19 protein-coding genes are annotated in these 16,673 nt (G+C 36.7%); 11 read left to right on the top strand and 8 right to left on the bottom strand.

Annotated features, from left to right (window positions below; translation table 11 throughout):
- Complete coding sequence (locus BDR01S_RS04105) at positions 1-1,065, top strand: alpha/beta fold hydrolase (RefSeq protein WP_066363022.1); 1,065 nt, start codon at positions 1-3, stop codon at positions 1,063-1,065.
- A gap of 78 nt (positions 1,066-1,143) precedes the next feature.
- Here the strand turns inward: BDR01S_RS04105 and BDR01S_RS04100 are convergent, their stop codons facing one another.
- Complete coding sequence (locus tag BDR01S_RS04100) at positions 1,144-1,923, bottom strand: alpha/beta fold hydrolase (RefSeq protein ID WP_066252328.1); 780 nt, start codon at positions 1,921-1,923, stop codon at positions 1,144-1,146.
- Positions 1,924-2,073: 150 nt separating this feature from the next.
- Here BDR01S_RS04100 and BDR01S_RS04095 point away from each other — a divergent pair, with 150 nt between their 5' ends.
- The 3 genes from BDR01S_RS04095 to BDR01S_RS04085 all read left to right on the top strand — a co-directional run bounded on the left by BDR01S_RS04095 (position 2,074) and on the right by BDR01S_RS04085 (position 4,588).
- Positions 2,074-2,511: a helix-turn-helix transcriptional regulator gene (locus BDR01S_RS04095; RefSeq protein ID WP_066252329.1), complete on the top strand. Its 438-nt coding sequence runs from the start codon at positions 2,074-2,076 to the stop codon at positions 2,509-2,511.
- The gene (gene phaP / locus BDR01S_RS04090) at positions 2,492-3,091 is read left to right on the top strand and encodes a polyhydroxyalkanoic acid inclusion protein PhaP (protein WP_066252331.1); all 600 of its coding nucleotides are present in this window, start codon (positions 2,492-2,494) and stop codon (positions 3,089-3,091) included. Before BDR01S_RS04095 ends, phaP begins: the two co-directional genes overlap by 20 nt.
- A gap of 300 nt (positions 3,092-3,391) precedes the next feature.
- Positions 3,392-4,588, top strand: coding sequence for a coiled-coil domain-containing protein (locus BDR01S_RS04085; RefSeq protein ID WP_066252333.1), 1,197 nt, complete (start codon positions 3,392-3,394; stop codon positions 4,586-4,588).
- Positions 4,589-4,622: 34 nt separating this feature from the next.
- Here the strand turns inward: BDR01S_RS04085 and BDR01S_RS04080 are convergent, their stop codons facing one another.
- From BDR01S_RS04080 to BDR01S_RS04070, 3 genes are all read right to left on the bottom strand, one after another.
- The gene (locus BDR01S_RS04080; protein WP_157406102.1) at positions 4,623-5,141 is read right to left on the bottom strand and encodes a hypothetical protein; all 519 of its coding nucleotides are present in this window, start codon (positions 5,139-5,141) and stop codon (positions 4,623-4,625) included.
- Positions 5,142-5,259: 118 nt separating this feature from the next.
- A complete protein-coding gene (locus tag BDR01S_RS04075; protein ID WP_066252338.1) occupies positions 5,260-5,706 on the bottom strand; it encodes a DUF6114 domain-containing protein in 447 nt (148 codons plus the stop codon).
- Between the two features lie 37 nt (positions 5,707-5,743).
- Positions 5,744-6,349, bottom strand: a complete 606-nt coding sequence (locus BDR01S_RS04070) for a DUF6230 family protein (RefSeq protein WP_066252339.1) — start codon at positions 6,347-6,349, stop codon at positions 5,744-5,746.
- Positions 6,350-6,637: 288 nt separating this feature from the next.
- Between BDR01S_RS04070 and BDR01S_RS04065 the strand changes: the two genes are divergently transcribed.
- The 3 genes from BDR01S_RS04065 (at position 6,638) to BDR01S_RS04055 (ending at position 9,562) form a co-directional block, all read left to right on the top strand.
- Positions 6,638-7,819 (top strand): response regulator transcription factor, encoded by a 1,182-nt coding sequence (locus BDR01S_RS04065; RefSeq protein WP_066259826.1) that lies wholly within the window; start codon positions 6,638-6,640, stop codon positions 7,817-7,819.
- A gap of 210 nt (positions 7,820-8,029) precedes the next feature.
- The gene (locus tag BDR01S_RS04060; RefSeq protein ID WP_066252340.1) at positions 8,030-8,860 is read left to right on the top strand and encodes an undecaprenyl-diphosphate phosphatase; all 831 of its coding nucleotides are present in this window, start codon (positions 8,030-8,032) and stop codon (positions 8,858-8,860) included.
- 249 nt (positions 8,861-9,109) lie between these two features.
- Positions 9,110-9,562 (top strand): CotY/CotZ family spore coat protein, encoded by a 453-nt coding sequence (locus tag BDR01S_RS04055; RefSeq protein ID WP_066252342.1) that lies wholly within the window; start codon positions 9,110-9,112, stop codon positions 9,560-9,562.
- Positions 9,563-9,618: 56 nt separating this feature from the next.
- Here the strand turns inward: BDR01S_RS04055 and BDR01S_RS04050 are convergent, their stop codons facing one another.
- Positions 9,619-10,389 carry a glycerophosphodiester phosphodiesterase gene (locus tag BDR01S_RS04050; protein WP_157412956.1) on the bottom strand — a complete coding sequence of 257 codons (771 nt, stop codon included), beginning with the start codon at positions 10,387-10,389 and terminating at the stop codon, positions 9,619-9,621.
- A gap of 285 nt (positions 10,390-10,674) precedes the next feature.
- On the opposite strand from BDR01S_RS04050, the gene BDR01S_RS04045 reads away from it, so the two are divergent.
- Together BDR01S_RS04045 and BDR01S_RS04040 are read left to right on the top strand one after the other, a co-directional pair.
- A complete protein-coding gene (locus tag BDR01S_RS04045) occupies positions 10,675-10,770 on the top strand; it encodes a YjcZ family sporulation protein (protein ID WP_066252345.1) in 96 nt (31 codons plus the stop codon).
- A gap of 35 nt (positions 10,771-10,805) precedes the next feature.
- Complete coding sequence (locus BDR01S_RS04040) at positions 10,806-10,958, top strand: YjcZ family sporulation protein (RefSeq protein WP_066252347.1); 153 nt, start codon at positions 10,806-10,808, stop codon at positions 10,956-10,958.
- Positions 10,959-10,984: 26 nt separating this feature from the next.
- On the opposite strand, the gene BDR01S_RS04035 is transcribed toward BDR01S_RS04040, so the two are convergent.
- From BDR01S_RS04035 to BDR01S_RS04025, 3 genes are all read right to left on the bottom strand, one after another.
- Positions 10,985-11,392, bottom strand: coding sequence for a YkvA family protein (locus tag BDR01S_RS04035; RefSeq protein WP_235846489.1), 408 nt, complete (start codon positions 11,390-11,392; stop codon positions 10,985-10,987).
- A gap of 134 nt (positions 11,393-11,526) precedes the next feature.
- Positions 11,527-13,260: an AAA family ATPase gene (locus BDR01S_RS04030; RefSeq protein ID WP_235846488.1), complete on the bottom strand. Its 1,734-nt coding sequence runs from the start codon at positions 13,258-13,260 to the stop codon at positions 11,527-11,529.
- Between the two features lie 151 nt (positions 13,261-13,411).
- Positions 13,412-13,756: a hypothetical protein gene (locus tag BDR01S_RS04025; RefSeq protein WP_169801409.1), complete on the bottom strand. Its 345-nt coding sequence runs from the start codon at positions 13,754-13,756 to the stop codon at positions 13,412-13,414.
- A 91-nt stretch (positions 13,757-13,847) separates the two neighbouring features.
- On the opposite strand from BDR01S_RS04025, the gene BDR01S_RS04020 reads away from it, so the two are divergent.
- A complete protein-coding gene (locus tag BDR01S_RS04020) occupies positions 13,848-15,428 on the top strand; it encodes a peptide chain release factor 3 (protein ID WP_066252351.1) in 1,581 nt (526 codons plus the stop codon).
- 139 nt (positions 15,429-15,567) lie between these two features.
- Positions 15,568-16,665: an SDR family oxidoreductase gene (locus BDR01S_RS04015; protein ID WP_066252354.1), complete on the top strand. Its 1,098-nt coding sequence runs from the start codon at positions 15,568-15,570 to the stop codon at positions 16,663-16,665.
- Positions 16,666-16,673 lie beyond the last annotated feature (8 nt).

The following is a 16,673-nucleotide window of genomic DNA, read 5'->3' as shown; positions in this document are numbered from 1 at the left end:
ATGAGTCCTAAAGCATCGGTTTCTAATTTAATACCACTTCTTGATATTGAAAAAGAAATTGCAAGGTGGAATACAGTCTATAAAGTCTTGACAGAACCGAAGCCGGATATTGTCTCGACACAAAGAGAGATTATTTGGAAAAAAAATAAATCAACCTTATATTATCATCCGGCAAAAGAAAAAAAGTATCAGATTCCTATATTTTTAGTCTACTCACTCCTAAATAAACCTTATATTTTAGATATCGGGGAAGGGAGCAGTGTAGTCGGTGGGTTAACAGAACGAGGATACGATGTATATTTTCTAGATTGGGGTTCTCCTGGATACGAAGATAATGATATTACACTAGACGATTATATCCTTGATTATTTAGAAAAGGGCGTCAAACGAGCCCTACGACATTCAGGGGCAAAAGAAATCTCAATGATTGGCTATTGTTTAGGCGGGACCATTGCAGCAATCTTTGCCTCACTTACGAAATTACCAATTAAGAATTTAGTCCTCGCTACAGTTCCAATTGACTTTAGTGTTGGTATTGTTCCGGATAAGTGGTTAAAAGGGCTGCAAAATGGGATTATTAACTTTGATCGTCTTTCTGAGGTGTATGGAGTAATTCCATCAGAAATTATGTATGGAATGTTCAGAGGACTCTCTCCGGTTTATGTGAGTCCAATGATCAACCTGATTTCCCGTGCGCATGATCCAGAGTATGTTAAAAAGTGGCGGCAGATGGACAAGTGGACAAAAGACTCTGCATCGTTTTCAGGTGCAGCGTTCAAACAATTATTTAATGATTTATATAAAGATAACAAACTTCTTAAAGGCGAGCTTAAAATTGGTGGGAGAAAAGTAGATTTAAAAAGTATCACCTGCTCTTTCTTTGTCTTCTCCACGTCAAGAGATACTTTGATCCTAGAGAAACAAAGTCTCCCTGTTATTGACATGGTATCTAGTAAAGATAAAACATACCAGGTTTTTGAAGGTGGCCATGTCTCATTAGCTTTAACAGGAAGGTTTGCCATTTTTGCAGATAATTGGCTATCTTTACGTTCACAAGAAATTTAGGAATTTCACTCATAGATTGAGTAGTGATTGGAATAAATTATTAGCGGGAAGGATTTATCCTTCCCGCTTTATAATTAATTAGGCAGTTTTTTGTTGAACAAGGAATTTCCGCAGGAGATTATTAAACCGGTCTTTTGCTTCTAGTTTGGCAAGATGACCGGTATTCCTCATAATAATAAATTCTGAATGTGGCATTAGCTTATGCATCCACAACTGAATCCAAATAGGTAATACTGCATCGTATTGTCCCCCAACAATAAGGGTTGGTACATTTATGGTCGGAAGTAAAGTTAAATTATTAACCTCAAAGCATGCTAGCAGGGAGTCAATAAAAATACCTCGTTTAGGTTGGAAAAACTTATCGAACTTTTCAACCGTTTCTTTATCCCAAGAGTAAAGTGCCATCCGTGCAGCAAATTCTGAGGGTTGGCCAGAAGTTGAAATTCGTTCCAATTTTCCTTTTCGTGGATCAAATAATAAACCCTTTAATTTTTTGGGGAAATAGTGGAATGAGCTTATTAATAGGAGTGTACGGCAGCAGGTTGGAGCCTGACGGTACATTTCCTGTGCAACGGCACCGCCCATCGAAAGACCTAGAATGTGTGCGTTATTAACTTCTAACTCCTCTAATAACCCAATTACGTCCGAAGCAAAATTTCGAATTGAAATTCCATCCGATTTATGGCATTCCCCATGACCGCGTAAATCGGGGATGATTAGCTCAAATTGGTCTGCTAATTCATATTGGTCTTCCCATCCTTCTTTAACTTCACCTAAACCATGGATTAACACCAATGGTTCCCCTTTACCTAAACGTAAATAAGGAACCCCCAATTTACTCATTTTTGCCTTTTCCATTTCACACCACCTTCTTATTTTTTATAGTTTATTCCCAAATAAAGGAAATGGTAAACGCTGTTATTCAACTTTTATTCATATTTATTTACTTGGTTGACAAAATATTACTGATAGGTGTAAAATACATATATAGGGTGAGGTGATAAAGATATGGTGAATCAAGACAATCAAACAATTAATCCATCGAAAAATTTTGTGCTACCATTTATTTTATTGCTTCTTAGCAAGGTTTCACTTCATGGATACGAACTCAGCCAGAAGCTAGAGGCATTTGGTTTTAAGACACTTGATCAAGGGAATTTATACAGATTATTAAGACAGCTTGAAAAGGAAGAGCTTCTATCTTCAGAATGGGATACGACAGGCAGTGGCCCTGCAAAAAGGAGATATTCAATAACTAAAGCTGGTATTACATACTTAAAAGGCTATGCCAATCAACTAGAATCCTACCAATCGTTATTGGATCAATTTTTCAAAATGTATTCAAGTTTCTTTGAGCTCTATATGCCTTCATTTCATAAGAAGGATCCAATAGAGAAAGTCAATAATAGAAAGAGGAGGAAAGACGATGGCACAGAAGAAAAATGAAACGGTTCTATCTGCAGTAGAAACAATTAATCCGTCAGCAGAGGAATCGGTAGCCGTAGGTTCATTTGTAAACACATTTTGGGATCAATTTGAGTTATCACGTGAACGTGCAGAACAGCTTCGGGAAAATAGGGAAGATGCATATATTAATGCAGTAAGGGAAGTCATCAAGTTTAATAAGCAATTTAGGAATTCAGTTGGAAATTTATATCAACAATCCAAAAAAACCAACAAGGAAATGGTTTCAGAACTAATGAACCAGTTACCATTTGGTAAAGAGGAACCTAAGGATGAAGAGGTATCACCAACCGATCGAGAAGAGCTTAAGAACCAAATTGTAGAGGTCTCAGGCCAATTAGAGAAAGTCGCCCTTACTCCAATTAAGTCGATTGTTCATTTTGTGGATCAGATGGAAGATAATTTTGAAAAAAATGCAGAATCGGGTGTAGCTTTTGAGCGTAACCGTCGAAATGCGTGGCTCAAAGTAAGAAAGCAATATGTTAAATTAGCAAAAGATTCTCATTTAAATCTTGTTGAAAGAGGCAAGTCTAGTTTTAAAGAGTTAATTAAAACAAAATAATTATTTTTATCATGTAGGAGAAATAGCAGCTTTGAATAAAAATAACAGACATTTTATAAGGACCACCATCTCTTTTCATTAAGAAATAAGAGATTGTGGTCTTTTATTTTTGTTCGTTTGCATGCAATTTTAAGTAAAAATTGAACACTTTGTTAAAAACCCTCCAATAATAGCCATTGAAATAGAAATTTAATTTTAATCTTACTTTTTTTACAAATCTGGATGTTATACTTTTAATTAAGATTAGACAAGATTGGTAATATGAGGTAATTTGGATATTAAGAAGGCAGGGGAACTTAATTGAAAAAGAAGTTAATCGTATTAAGTACGACCATTATTATGGGGCTAGGAAGTGTATACTCAATTTCGACAGTGAATGCAGAAGCAACTAACCTTAAAAAAATACAGGATCAGCGTTCAGGTCTTCAAACGGATATCTCCAAAACATATCAGGAAATATTACAGATCCAAAATGAATATACAAAATTATCGGAACAAATTACTAGAGTTGAGTTAGCGATTAAAGATAATAATAAAATGATAGTTCAAACGGAAGAAAAAGTGAAAGAATCACAGTTCGAAGTGAAAACCCTTCAACAGGAACTTACCACAATTCAAGAAAGAATCAATAAACGAAATGAATTGTTAAAAAAACGTGCCTTATCCCTTCAAGTAAGTGGCAAGGTTAGTTATATAGATGTAATTCTTGGCGCCTCAGGTTTTAGTGACTTTGTGAGTCGACTTGGTGCCGTTGCGACAATGGTTGAAGCAGACCAAGATCTTGTTACACAGCATATAGAGGACCAAAAGGAAATTGAAAAGAAACAATCTTCTGTAGTAAAAAAGCTAAATGATTTGCAAAACTTGAAAACAGAGCTAGTTGGAATGCAAGCCCAAATTTTAGAACAAAAAGAGCAAAATGATGCACTAAAAGAAGATTTGAAATTAAAAGAGCAAGAAAAACTTGCATTAATGGCAGATTTACAAATTGAAGATGGTACGCTTGCATCGAAAGAGGCACAAATAAAAGGTAATACATACAAGGATGATACGAAAGAGACTAATAAGATTAATGTTTTAATACCTACTACCTCAAATGAAACAACTAATATTGTTATCCACGCAGGTGATAAGTATATTGGGAATTCTGTTTATGTTTTTGGCGGGGGGAGAAATTCTTATGATGTTGAACATGGCAGATTTGATTGTTCCGGCTTTGTTGCATGGGCCTTTAAACAGGCAGGAATTAATGTTGGAGCCCATACAGATATTTTAAAAAATACTGGAACAAGAGTTTTAATGAGTGAGGCACAACCTGGTGATCTAGTATTCTTTGATACTTATAAGATTGATGGGCATGTGGGAATTTATCTTGGTGGAGGTAAATTCATTGGTTCACAAAGCTCAACAGGGATTGCCATTGCAGATCTAACGAGCGGTTTCTATAAAAAGAAATTTAATGGACGTGTAATGAGAATTATCAGCGACAAACCATAAAAATAAGCGATGCTGTCGATGCATCGCTTATTAATTATGGTGTGTTACTTATTAATTGCTGTAGATATGTTTTCATTTGAAGGAGTTCCTCCTCGCTCTTTGATTCCATTTCAACTTGCCCCCCCTCGTTGAGACTTAGCTTAAATTGGGGGAGAATCGAATGATTAGCTGTTACACTATGTGCTAAGAGTTTAATATTTTTGAGACCGAAGTTTCCAGTTGTGGGCAGGTAGTTCTCACTAAATTGAGCATTGGTAACTTTTAGGCTTAAATTGTTAAAAAGGACTTTATCCTCTGGACTCATATCAATTGTTACAATTCCCTGTGGTGACTTTACTAACTTCTTAATAGTCAAGCCTTCAGCTGAAAGATTTTCAAATTTCAATTCAAGCATTGCCTGATTTTTTTGTACTGTTGTATCACCAACAGTCATAGACGGTTCTTGCATTGTCCCTTCCATTTGAGTTGCCTCAATAATAAATCCAATAATTTTTGGATCGCTTGCAAAACTATCCTTCGATGAGATAAGTAGACCACTAATAATTAGAATCAAAATGATTATAAACCTATTAAAATAATATCTATGTCTCAAAGAACATCACCATTTCTGCATATGCTATTAGTATTTCCAGACCGAACTGCTCTAGTCCAGTACAATAGTACCTATCTTATTACATTTTTTCTGGTGAAATTTCCTTCCCTGTGGCAACTTCCTTTTCAGCTGAATTATCTTGTTCTGACTGTTGTTTGCTCTCATTAATACCAAGTTGGGGTTTCCAGGCAATCAACATGGAACCGCCAATGATACCGAGAATGGTTCCAATAAAGAAACCGCCTAACGCCCCCATAATTGAAAGAACAGATGCGAAAATCGCAATAACTCCAAGGAGGGTGGAAAGCCTTTGCATCATAAAGGAAAGCACACCCATTAATAGCGTGATTCCTCCTAAGAAAAAGCCAACAAATAGAATACTTCCGGGTGCTGCCGCTAATTCATAAAGTTTTGCCGGGACCCATAAAATGATCAGTCCAGAAAGGATACACAAGGTCGCCCCCCAAAAGGGGCGCCTTGCTCTCCAATTCCTAAACCGCTCACGTTTTGAATAAGTAGAGTTCATTTTTATCATCCTTACTCAATATTCTGTGATGGTTAAATTAGTTGAGTTTTTCGAAATAAACCTTCATTCCTGGTAAACTTACAGTTTTTTGGAATAGATATAATGTTTGCAAATTACCATTTTCGATTGTAATTGTGTTGGCCTTTTGGGTGAATTCCTTAGCTATTGCCTCAGCTCTTTGTTTTGGATCAGTAAGGTCATAATCTCCAATATAATTTTCGGACATCGTAAGTTCATCAAACTTAGCATCACCATTGACCATGGTAGCTTTTTGAAGAAGTCCATTAATTTCAACTGGCTTATCAGAGCTAATAACAACACGGATACCAAGAGCTGGGATTGCTTTAGAAATTTCTAACCCATTAATTGTGGCCTTATCAATAGCATTAACTGCAACTGGATTATTTTTAGTAGTTGCACCATCTGCAACTCCACCATATAATTGAAAGCCTTGGCCAACCATCTTATCAAATTTAACAGTAAATTCTCCAAAGCCACTTAATGGTGCTGCAACTGCTACACCTGTAATACCAAAAATACTTAAAAGCATCCCTAAAAACAAAAAACCACCTAATAGTGCATAGACCAACTTCTTTCGAACTGTTTGCCCTCCAACAATTACTGTTTCTGTTGCAAAATTCATTGCATCTCCTCCTTTTTCTGATTTTAGAATGTGAAAGCAGATTAAATGTAAAGGCTTACACTATTCGTCACAATTTTATGATAAATTGCCGTTTTGTGGTATCCCTACATTTGTAGGAAGTTTGTAATGCTAATTTAAAAGGAAAGTACAAGATTCTACAGAAAAACAAAAGTATCCAAATTTAGCAGGAATTTTGGCGGGTTTAGTTGAAATATGTATAAACGTAAACTGTGATTTAATTCAGGGGAAATGACAGCTAAGATCTTTAGGGAAGGGAATGCGATCATAATGTCTAAGTCATTAAACCACCATTTGGACAATCTCTTAAACGATGCTGTTAAATTGCTAGCTAATTATCAAGATGATTTAATACAAGAATGGGGAATTATGCTCCAATCTCTTAAGAATACAAATAAAAAGTCAGTTGCGGTTTTTGAATTTATAAGTGAATTCTTAGACAAGTTTCTACGATCTGTAAATGAAGGTTCGATTGATATTTATGGAATGCTGAATGAAATACAAGTTGAGTGGTTGGAGACGTTTCAAAGGAGTCCGCAACCGGAGGCACTTATTTTTCATCTTAACTTGTTGGAGAACGCAGCACATCGGGTATTAAAATCAAGGATTACATACTCATCAAAATTACATCCGTCTGTCCACTATTTATTTTCAAAAATTAGTGAAGTGATGCTTTTTCCAACCGAAAAAGATAATTATAGTATTTGGAAGGATGCTGTGATTCTTTTTAATGAATGGATTATCCGCTCGCAAAATTTTCGCGAGTCCATTGAGAATATTTGCTTCGGATTTGGTTATTTTCTTCCTTTTAAAAGGTGTGCTCTTTTTAAGTTTACCAATGAGGAAAGTATTGGTATTGGTTTATATGGACATCATTTCAATAACCATGAAGTGCAAGCGATTGCAGAAAAAATTACTAATATTCCTGTCCTTAGCGAAAGTCTTGTTAAACTAAAATCACAAGGCAGTGAAATGAAAAACTTTCAGCCCATTTATATACCTGTTGCAGAACATGACCTTCCAGAGATGTATGTGAGAAAGTTCGACCTTGCCTCCTTAATTATTGTGCCAATTTATGTTCCAGAAGAAGGGAAGATAATCGGTGGAGTGATCTTAGATCAAGGTCAGGGCACTCATTTCACAGTGGATACAAGTCTTTTTCCAGCGTTAATGAAATTTGGCCAAAGTTCTGGAGAATTATTGTCAAAATTTATTGAAGCTATTATTAAAAAGCAAGACTTACCCTCAGGGAATTCAGTTTCTCTGTCACCACGGGAAACAGAGATTATCAAACTGTTAGCAGATGGTGCATCGACGGCAGAAGCTGCTTTAAAATTATATTTAAGTGAATTTACGGTTAGAGATTATATATCTAATATCATGAAAAGATTAAATGCCCAAAATAGGACAGAAGTTGCCGTCAAAGCAATTCGAATGGGGATTATTGATTAGCGAAAACCTAGGTGTGGCCCGATAATATCGAAGGCCGTATTTTTGTACGATGGAAAAAGTAAATGAAACTATTATCTGTTCTATTCGTTATATATAATATAAATGCCAATAAAAAGATATTGCTATATTGTTAGTTTATCAGTAGAATAAATTGGTTGTAATTCATCATGATTTACGATACTGACGCAATAGTTAGGAGAAACTCACAACATGGAATTACTTATGATTATTAAAGCTATTTTGCTTGGATTAGTAGAAGGATTAACAGAATTTGCACCAGTTTCTTCAACTGGTCACATGATTATTGTTGATGATATGTGGCTGCGATCTGAAACGTTTTTGACACAACAAGGAGCTAATACGTTTAAAATCGTGATCCAGCTTGGGTCGATTCTTGCGGTTGTCGTTACCTTTAAAGATCGATTTATTGATCTATTGGGGCTAGGCCGTATCAACAAGCTAACAGGTTCGGGACAAGGACGTCTTAAATTAACACAGGTTTTAGTTGGATTAATCCCTGCGGGTGTATTAGGTGTCCTTTTTGATGACTATATTGACGAACACTTATTTTCAACATCAACGGTTTTGATAGGATTGGTCATTGGTGCTTTTTTAATGATTATTGCAGATATTATTGGTCCAAAACAGCCGAAAACGCAAACTGTTGATCAAATTTCCTATCGACAAGCCCTGGCAGTTGGTCTATTTCAATGTTTCTCCCTTTGGCCTGGTTTCTCCCGGTCTGGTTCAACCATCTCGGGAGGGGTTTTGATGGGGATGAGTCACAAAGCCGCGGCTGATTTTACTTTTATTATGGCCGTGCCAATTATGGCTGGTGCAAGTTTTCTGTCCTTATTAAAGAATTGGGAATATATGACGATGGATGCCTTACCTATCTTCATCGCAGGATTTATCAGTGCCTTTGTTTTTGCATTACTGTCTATTCGTTTTTTCTTAAAGCTTATTAATAAAATAAAACTTTTGCCGTTTGCCATTTATCGAATTGTATTGGCACTCATTCTGTATATTGTATTCTTTTAAATTAGTCAGCTTACTAAACGTAAGCTGTATTTTTTTTATAAAAATAACGGTGTATTTCTTTTGTATAAGATAAATTGAACGGTCCAGGATTGGGACTAGCACCCACTTATAAAATAATTATTTGCCTATTAAAAAATAATTAGGCAGGAACCTATTTAGAAATAATTAGTCACTTACCTGTTTTTCATAAGAAAGCAGCCTATACCATAATCACTAAATAGAATAATTTAAAAAGAGGGGGTTGCTTGAATGGGAACGAAGGGAGGGAAAGACTTGGAAAAAGGACTGTGTGAAAAGCACTGTTTATGTAATGAAATGGAAGAGTTGCTTGAAGAACAACAAAGATTATCTTTAGAAGATTTTCGATTTGTTTGCGCTAAAATTGGATATGATACCATTCCATTTGTCCTCTCTAATGATAAATGTGCATTTGAAGTATTTGGGCGAACGAAGAGTGGTATATTTTTTACTACTCAAGTATTTAGATTAGAAAGGCTTGATACAAGGAATTGCTGTGCGAAGCTTTCGATGCTTGTCCCTGTCGATATAGATGGTTTTCCGGTTGATCTGTGTGACGAGGTGTTTTCATTAGTAAGAACAAATAACTGTATTTTAGTTGATCTATCCTGTTTTTGCAGTATTCAACCTTTATCTCCCAAATTGGTTAATCGGGAACTGCCCATCGTTGAACCAAAATGTTAATAAAAAGAGGAGGTTAGGGTCTAATCAGGAAGTAAAAATAGACCCTAATCGATTTCTTAACACAAATCTGGAAAGTCAGTGATAATTCCTTCGACATGTAGTTCTTTTAAAGTCATTACATCATTCTTTTTTTTAACGGTCCAAATAATCGTTTTTAATCCATGATGATGGATTCTTTTAATAAGCCTTTTATTAACCATAGTTATTTTGGGATTTACATAAGAAACATAGCTAGTTAATGATCTTAAGTCCTTGTTCGTAATCATTTTTACTCCTGAATTCTTTACTAATACTCCAATCGGAATGGAAGGAAGCAGTTCATGAAAACGTTTAAGTGAATCTCGGTCAAAGGATTGAACAATCATTTGATTTTCTCCAGTTGTTAATTTCCTTTTGATCAGTTCCTCGGCAGTCTTTTCCACAATTTGTGGATATAGTGATGGTTTTTTTAATTCAAGTAAAATCCCAACTTTCCCGGTAAACTCATCAAGAAACTCAGTGAGGGAAGGGATTTTCTCCCCGGCAAATTTAAAATCGAACCAACTTCCTGCATCAAGGTTTTGAATTTCCTTTAAGGTGTAATCCTTTACCTTCCCCTTCCCATTCGTTGTCCGGTTGACGGTGGTATCATGAATCACGACCAATTCCCCATCTTTTGTCATTTGGACGTCAATTTCAAGATAATCTACACCTAAGTCTAAGGCTTTGTTAAAAGAAGCAAATGTATTTTCTGGGCAGTATCCTGCTGCACCTCTATGACCAATTTTCAATGGACTATGTTTCTCTCCTTTTAAACTTAAACGTGTAATCACTCGAAAAGTTACCATAAATATCAAAAACAAAAGGGTTACGACATTCCTCAAGTTAGGGTCTCCTATCTACATTTGGTTGTGAACATGTTATGAAAGACAGTGACAATTGTCAATCAAATGCCAAGAATTTAGTAAAAATGAATTTTCCTAGAACGTACTTTCCTATTTTATTACTTGATGTTGGTGGAAAAGAATGGGCTTCTTCTTTTTTTCAAAACTAGGTAATTTGGATATGTGTCTATCGCACATTTTTATCTGTGTGAATAGGATATATGGAATTCAGAAAAGGAGGTAATGTAAATGTCTGGTGCAGTTGGTGGCTACGGCGGCGGATTTGCCCTACTAGTCGTTTTATTTATTTTGTTAATCATTATTGGGGCTTCATGGTGCTACTAAGCTTTTCAAGTTAAGATAAAAAGGAGGTCATGAATATGTTTGGATACGGTGGATATGGTGGATGTGGAGTTGGATATGGTGGATGTGGAGTTGGATATGGCGGTGGCTGTGGTTACGGCGGCGGCTTCGCTTTAATCGTAGTATTATTTATCCTCTTGATTATTGTGGGTGCAGCTTGTTTTAGATAATAACATCAAATTTAGAACCCGCTTGGTTAATCAAGCGGGTTCTCTTGTGCAAAATTATTGGCTCGTTTCCATTTACTAAATGCATCAAGTTCGCTGGAAATTTTCTTTACGGTAAAGCCGATCAAAGCAGCGTCATCTAATATGCCAAGCCCAATAATGAAATCAGGTACCAAATCAAGTGGTGAAACAAAATAAAGCAAAGTTCCAATAATGGTAAGGATGGTACTTGGAGAGACATTTTTATATTCGCCCTTTGTATAGGCTTTAACAAGATCAAAAAATAACTGCAGTTTTTCCCATACTTCTTCTAAATTTTGTTTTTTATTATTCGCCATTTTTATTGCTCTATTTAATAAGCCCTGTGTTCTTTGCTGATCGCCAATGTAATCTTTAGCTTTGTCATTATATTTATGCTGCTCTTTTTCAAAAATCATATGACTGCCTAACATTATACTCACTTCCTTTTTGTGAAGTACAATTAGTGTTCCACCAAATTAAAAAACCATGAAATAATTAATCGCAAACAATAAGAAAACCAGGTGCAAGAACCTGGTTTTCTATAACAATATTAAACAATCTTTTCACTTAAATTAGTCTTCTTTCCCCAAACAATCTCTTCGATTTCAGAGCCTTCAAGTGTTTCCTTTTTTAATAACGCTTCAACTAACTGTTGGTACTGATCATGATAGCTTTTCATGAGATTTTCTGCTTTTTCTAAAGCTTTTCCAAATAGTTCTTTCATTTTTTCTTCTTTATCCTGTTTATTGAAAGTCAAGCTGAAGCCTTCCTCAAGCATTCCAGTATCCACCATCTGCTCAATCATTTGTTTTGCTTGTCCGACATCGCCGCTTACACCGATGCTATGTTCACCTAGATGCATTCTTTCGGCAACTCCGCCTGCTAAGACCATTGCCACACGCTCTAGTAAGTCACTGGTTGTCGAAAGTTGCATTTCTTTTGGAATGGGTGCAACATACCCCAATGCCTCTCCGCGAGGGATTATTGTAGCTTTCCTTACAGATCCCGGCTTCGTTAAAGAGGCAACAATTGCATGTCCTGCTTCATGGATGGCAACTCTCCGCTTTGTTTCAAGGTCTTGCAATGAACGGGATGTACTCCCTAAAATGGTTCTATCAAGGGCGTAGTCAAGATCTTGCTTCTTAATCATATCCTGCCCGTTTCGAACAGCTCTCCTACTGGCCGTTTCAAAAAGGGATTGAAGTTCTGCACCGGAAAAACCAGAGGTGCTTTCTGCCAATGTATCTAATTGTGGAAGTACATCTGAAGCAAAGGACTTCCCTTTCGCATGAATAGTTATAATTTCTCTTCTTCCCTTTGTATCGGGAAGCGGTACATGGAAGGAGAAGTCGATCCTTCCAGGACGAAGAAAAGCTTCATCTAGCAAATCTTTTCGATTGGTTGCAGCAATAAATAGAATTCCATCATTAGAATGTCCACCATCCAGCTGTACAAGTAACTCAGTTAATGTTTTTTCTGCTTCCTCGCCGCCATGGGCTTTTCTTTTAGCAGCAAGAGCATCCACTTCATCGATGAAAATAACAGCAGGGCTTTGCTTTCTTGCTGTTTTGAACAAGGAACGGACTCGGCTTGCCCCTACACCAATAAACATTTCATTAAAAGCTGATCCACTGGCTGTAAAGAATGAAGCATTTAATTCATGAGCAATTGCTTGAGCAAGCAAGGTTTTACCAGTTCCGGGAGGTCCGTACAGCAAAATTCCCTTTGGTGGTTTTATCCCCAACTTTATTGCTCGTTCCGGTTCTTTTAGGATTGTGAGGGTTTGTAAGATTTCTTCCTTCATTTCGTCCCCGAGGCCACCTACATCATTTAAACTAATTTGTGGAAGTGGTCGAGCAGTTGCCACACTATTTCTCATTGAATTATTTAGACCAAAGCCGCCTTTTGTTTTTTGAAGTGCAAGGGCAGCTCCAACAAGCAAGAGAATAACGCCGCCCATAATCCATTTCCCATAGCGACTGCTTGTCGAATACGAATAATCAATATTATATTTGCCAACTAGCCTGTCTATCATTTGGCTCTCTGGTGGGATATGGGATACGTATTCTGATTCTCCAATTTTAATATAGAGTTTACCGTTCGCCTGTTCATTTAATATGACAGGTTTTCCATTTTGCTCCTGAATTGTTTTTTCAACAGATGAAAATGGAATAGACACTTCATTATTTGTTGTTTGAACGATCCAGATAATGCCTGAAATCACTAATATGAACGCTGCAATGAGCGGAATAAATTTAGATGCTTTTCTTATACTTTGATTCAATGCATTCATCTCCTTCAACAGAGTCATACTCTATTATAAGGGGATTTCCAGAAAAATGGGTGTGGGAATTAGTGGGAAACACACATGCCTTCATCCAAAAAAAAATACACCAGCGTGGTTAGGGAAAAAATGCTGGTGTGGGTTAGAAAGGCTATGATAATAAACGAAGATGTGGAATGATTGGCAGTAATACACTTTGAGCAATTGCGCCGATACTCGCACCGATACATGATGCTTTATTCCATCTAAAAGTATGAACTTTTTCATCTTTTCCTTCATACAAAAATAATAATTGTGTGTCTTCTTCAGCAATTCCAATTTTATTAAAAGGAATCTTATTCTCATTGAGAACAATTTCAAATGCTTTATGCAATAAATTTAATGTCTGCTGATCAATTTTAGTAATCTCCAAGACATGTACCTCCGTTGTGGTTATGTATTTACGGTACTTATTTTCCTCATTACCGCTTTCTTTCATTATATTCTTTATGCTCACGGGTTTAAAGAAATATTGCAAAGTTTCCGTTTGAGAGATAAGATTGAAGTTATGGACAAAAATATTTATTGTCAAAAGAGAGGAAAACGAAATGGGTAACAATTTTAAAGAAGATGTATTGTCACGCCGGACATTTGCGATTATTTCCCACCCGGATGCCGGAAAAACCACGCTGACTGAAAAGTTATTATTATTCGGCGGTGCCATTCGTGATGCAGGTACTGTAAAGGCGAAGAAAACGGGAAAGTTTGCAACAAGTGACTGGATGGAAATTGAAAAGCAACGGGGTATTTCCGTAACCTCCAGTGTAATGCAATTTGACTATGATGGATTTCGAGTGAATATTTTGGATACTCCCGGGCACCAGGATTTCAGTGAAGATACCTACCGCACCTTGATGGCGGTTGATAGTGCTGTGATGATCGTCGATGCTGCAAAAGGGATAGAGGCACAAACACTCAAGCTCTTTAAAGTATGCCGAATGCGCGGTATTCCGATTTTCACATTTATGAATAAACTCGATCGCCAAGGCAAGCCGCCGCTTGAACTTTTGGCTGAATTAGAAGAAGTTCTCGGCATTGAATCATATCCAATGAACTGGCCAATAGGTATGGGAAAAGAATTCCTTGGTATTTATGATCGATTTAACAATCGGGTAGAACAGTTCCGTGTCGATGATAGTGAAAGATTTATTCCACTCAATGAAGACGGAGAAATTGCTGGGGAACATCCCTTAAAAACGTCAGGACTGTATGATCAAACACTTGATGAAATTATGCTGCTGAATGAGGCTGGAAATGAATTTTCAGCTGAAAAGATAGCCGCGGGTAACCTGACACCTGTATTCTTTGGAAGTGCCTTAACTGCCTTTGGTGTTCAGACCTTTCTTGAGTCATACTTGGAATTTGCTCCGCCGCCAAAGGCACGTAATTCATCCGTAGGGAAAATTGATCCGTTAGGGGAACAATTTTCTGGTTTTGTCTTTAAAATTCAAGCCAATATGAATCCTGCACACCGAGACAGGATTGCATTTGTACGTGTCTGTTCCGGGAAATTTGAGCGTGGTATGACAGTGAATATTCCTCGCTTAAATAAACAAATAAAGCTTTCCCAATCGACATCCTTTATGGCTGAAGAACGAAGCACAGTGGATGAGGCGGTCAGTGGTGATATTATTGGTTTATATGACACCGGCACTTATCAAATAGGAGATACTTTAACATCTGGGAAGGATGACTTTCAATATGAAAGGCTGCCTCAGTTTACACCAGAATTGTATGTTAGGGTTTCAGCCAAAAACGTAATGAAGCAAAAATCCTTTTATAAAGGAATTCAGCAGCTCGTCCAAGAAGGTGCAATCCAGCTTTATAAAACAATTAAAACCGATGACTATTTATTAGGTGCAGTTGGTCAATTGCAGTTTGAGGTTTTTGAGCATCGAATGAGAAATGAGTACAATGCTGAAGTAATAATGGAACGAATGGGCTCGAAAATTGCTCGCTGGGTAGATGGTGAAACGGTAGATGAAAATTTATCGAGTTCCCGATCACTTCTAGTCAAAGACCGTTTTGACCAATATGTATTTTTGTTTGAAAACGACTTTGCGCTCAGATGGTTCCAGGAGAAAAATCCAAAGGTCAAACTCTATAATCCAATGGATCAGGAAGCTTAGAAAGAAGACGGGATTGAAACCCGTCTTTTTTTTTGAAAGTATTAAACAGAAAATTCAGACTAATTACCTATGGACGAATCTTTTCATGGGACTTTACAATGGTTACAATCGTCTAGTTATAGACTAAGGAGGAGATACGTTGGAAAAAGGGTATTTTTTCACAGGTTTTCCCGGTTTTATTTGTAACCAATTGATTCGTGAAGTCCTAAAAAGAAATCACTTCAATGGAATTATTTATGTTCTTGTCCTGCCTGAAATGGTGGAGAAGGCAAATAAAGAACTAACGGCTATTGTTTCAGAATATAGGTTAGAAGTGTCATCCTTTAAAATTATTGTTGGGGATATCACTAAACCTTACCTCGCGATTACACCAGAGGAGAATCAAGAATTACAGCAAAAAGTTACACATGTTTACCATCTAGCTGCGATCTATGATTTAGCTGTTCCTAGAGAAATTGCTTATAAAGTCAATGTTAAAGGTACAGAAAACGTAAATGAGTGGGTGAAAAAGTTACCAAACATAGAAAGATATACTTATTTTAGTACAGCGTATGTTGTTGGAAATAGAGAAGGGACTCTATATGAAACGGAACTCATCGCTCCGGAGAGTTTTAAAAATCACTATGAAGAAACAAAATATAAAGCAGAAGTTTTAGTGGATAAACTAAAAGATGAGGTACCTATTACCATTATCCGCCCTGGGATTGTCAAAGGTCACTCCCATACAGGTGAAACCATTAAATTTGATGGGCCATATTTTATTATGAACTTTTTAGAACGATTAAAATTTCTCCCGCTTATACCCCGACTAGGAAAAGGTGAATCCTATGTAAACCTTGTTCCGATTGACTATATTATTCAAGCAACTACTTATCTGAGCCATCTAGACAAAGCCGCTGGAAAGACATATCATCTAACAGACCCCAACCCCTATCGTGCTTCTGAGATATATGAAATAATGATGAAAGAATTACTGAACAAACAGCCAAAAGGAATGATTCCCCTAACCCTAGGCAAATGGTTCTTATCCATTAAACCGATGAGAAAATATCTTGGGGTGGAGAAAGAAGCATTAGATTATTTTACTTGGAAAGGGCACTTTGATTGCAAACAGGCCGTATCTGATTTAAAGGGTTCAGGGATAACCTGTCCTGATTTTAAAGATGGCATTAAGCCTATGACAGCTTTTTACATCAAACAAAAGGATAACCCAACCTATCAAATAAACATTTTTTAATAAAGGGG

This window comes from Neobacillus drentensis NBRC 102427, from assembly GCF_001591445.1.
In the GTDB taxonomy this organism is placed as follows: domain Bacteria; phylum Bacillota; class Bacilli; order Bacillales; family Cytobacillaceae; genus Neobacillus; species Neobacillus drentensis.
This window is presented reverse-complemented; position numbering and strand designations above follow the sequence as displayed.

Excerpts from the sequence above, each read along its gene's own strand:
- BDR01S_RS04105 (WP_066363022.1), top strand. The coding sequence starts at position 1 with ATGAGTCCTAAAGCATCGGTTTCTAATTTAATACCACTTCTTGATATT.
- BDR01S_RS04100 (WP_066252328.1), bottom strand. The coding sequence starts at position 1,923 with ATGGAAAAGGCAAAAATGAGTAAATTGGGGGTTCCTTATTTACGTTTA.
- BDR01S_RS04095 (WP_066252329.1), top strand. The coding sequence starts at position 2,074 with ATGGTGAATCAAGACAATCAAACAATTAATCCATCGAAAAATTTTGTG.
- phaP (WP_066252331.1), top strand. The coding sequence starts at position 2,492 with ATGGCACAGAAGAAAAATGAAACGGTTCTATCTGCAGTAGAAACAATT.
- BDR01S_RS04075 (WP_066252338.1), bottom strand. The coding sequence starts at position 5,706 with ATGAACTCTACTTATTCAAAACGTGAGCGGTTTAGGAATTGGAGAGCA.
- BDR01S_RS04070 (WP_066252339.1), bottom strand. The coding sequence starts at position 6,349 with ATGAATTTTGCAACAGAAACAGTAATTGTTGGAGGGCAAACAGTTCGA.
- BDR01S_RS04065 (WP_066259826.1), top strand. The coding sequence starts at position 6,638 with ATGTCTAAGTCATTAAACCACCATTTGGACAATCTCTTAAACGATGCT.
- BDR01S_RS04060 (WP_066252340.1), top strand. The coding sequence starts at position 8,030 with ATGGAATTACTTATGATTATTAAAGCTATTTTGCTTGGATTAGTAGAA.
- BDR01S_RS04055 (WP_066252342.1), top strand. The coding sequence starts at position 9,110 with ATGGGAACGAAGGGAGGGAAAGACTTGGAAAAAGGACTGTGTGAAAAG.
- BDR01S_RS04050 (WP_157412956.1), bottom strand. The coding sequence starts at position 10,389 with ATGGTAACTTTTCGAGTGATTACACGTTTAAGTTTAAAAGGAGAGAAA.
- BDR01S_RS04045 (WP_066252345.1), top strand. The coding sequence starts at position 10,675 with ATGTCTGGTGCAGTTGGTGGCTACGGCGGCGGATTTGCCCTACTAGTC.
- BDR01S_RS04040 (WP_066252347.1), top strand. The coding sequence starts at position 10,806 with ATGTTTGGATACGGTGGATATGGTGGATGTGGAGTTGGATATGGTGGA.
- BDR01S_RS04035 (WP_235846489.1), bottom strand. The coding sequence starts at position 11,392 with ATGATTTTTGAAAAAGAGCAGCATAAATATAATGACAAAGCTAAAGAT.
- BDR01S_RS04020 (WP_066252351.1), top strand. The coding sequence starts at position 13,848 with ATGGGTAACAATTTTAAAGAAGATGTATTGTCACGCCGGACATTTGCG.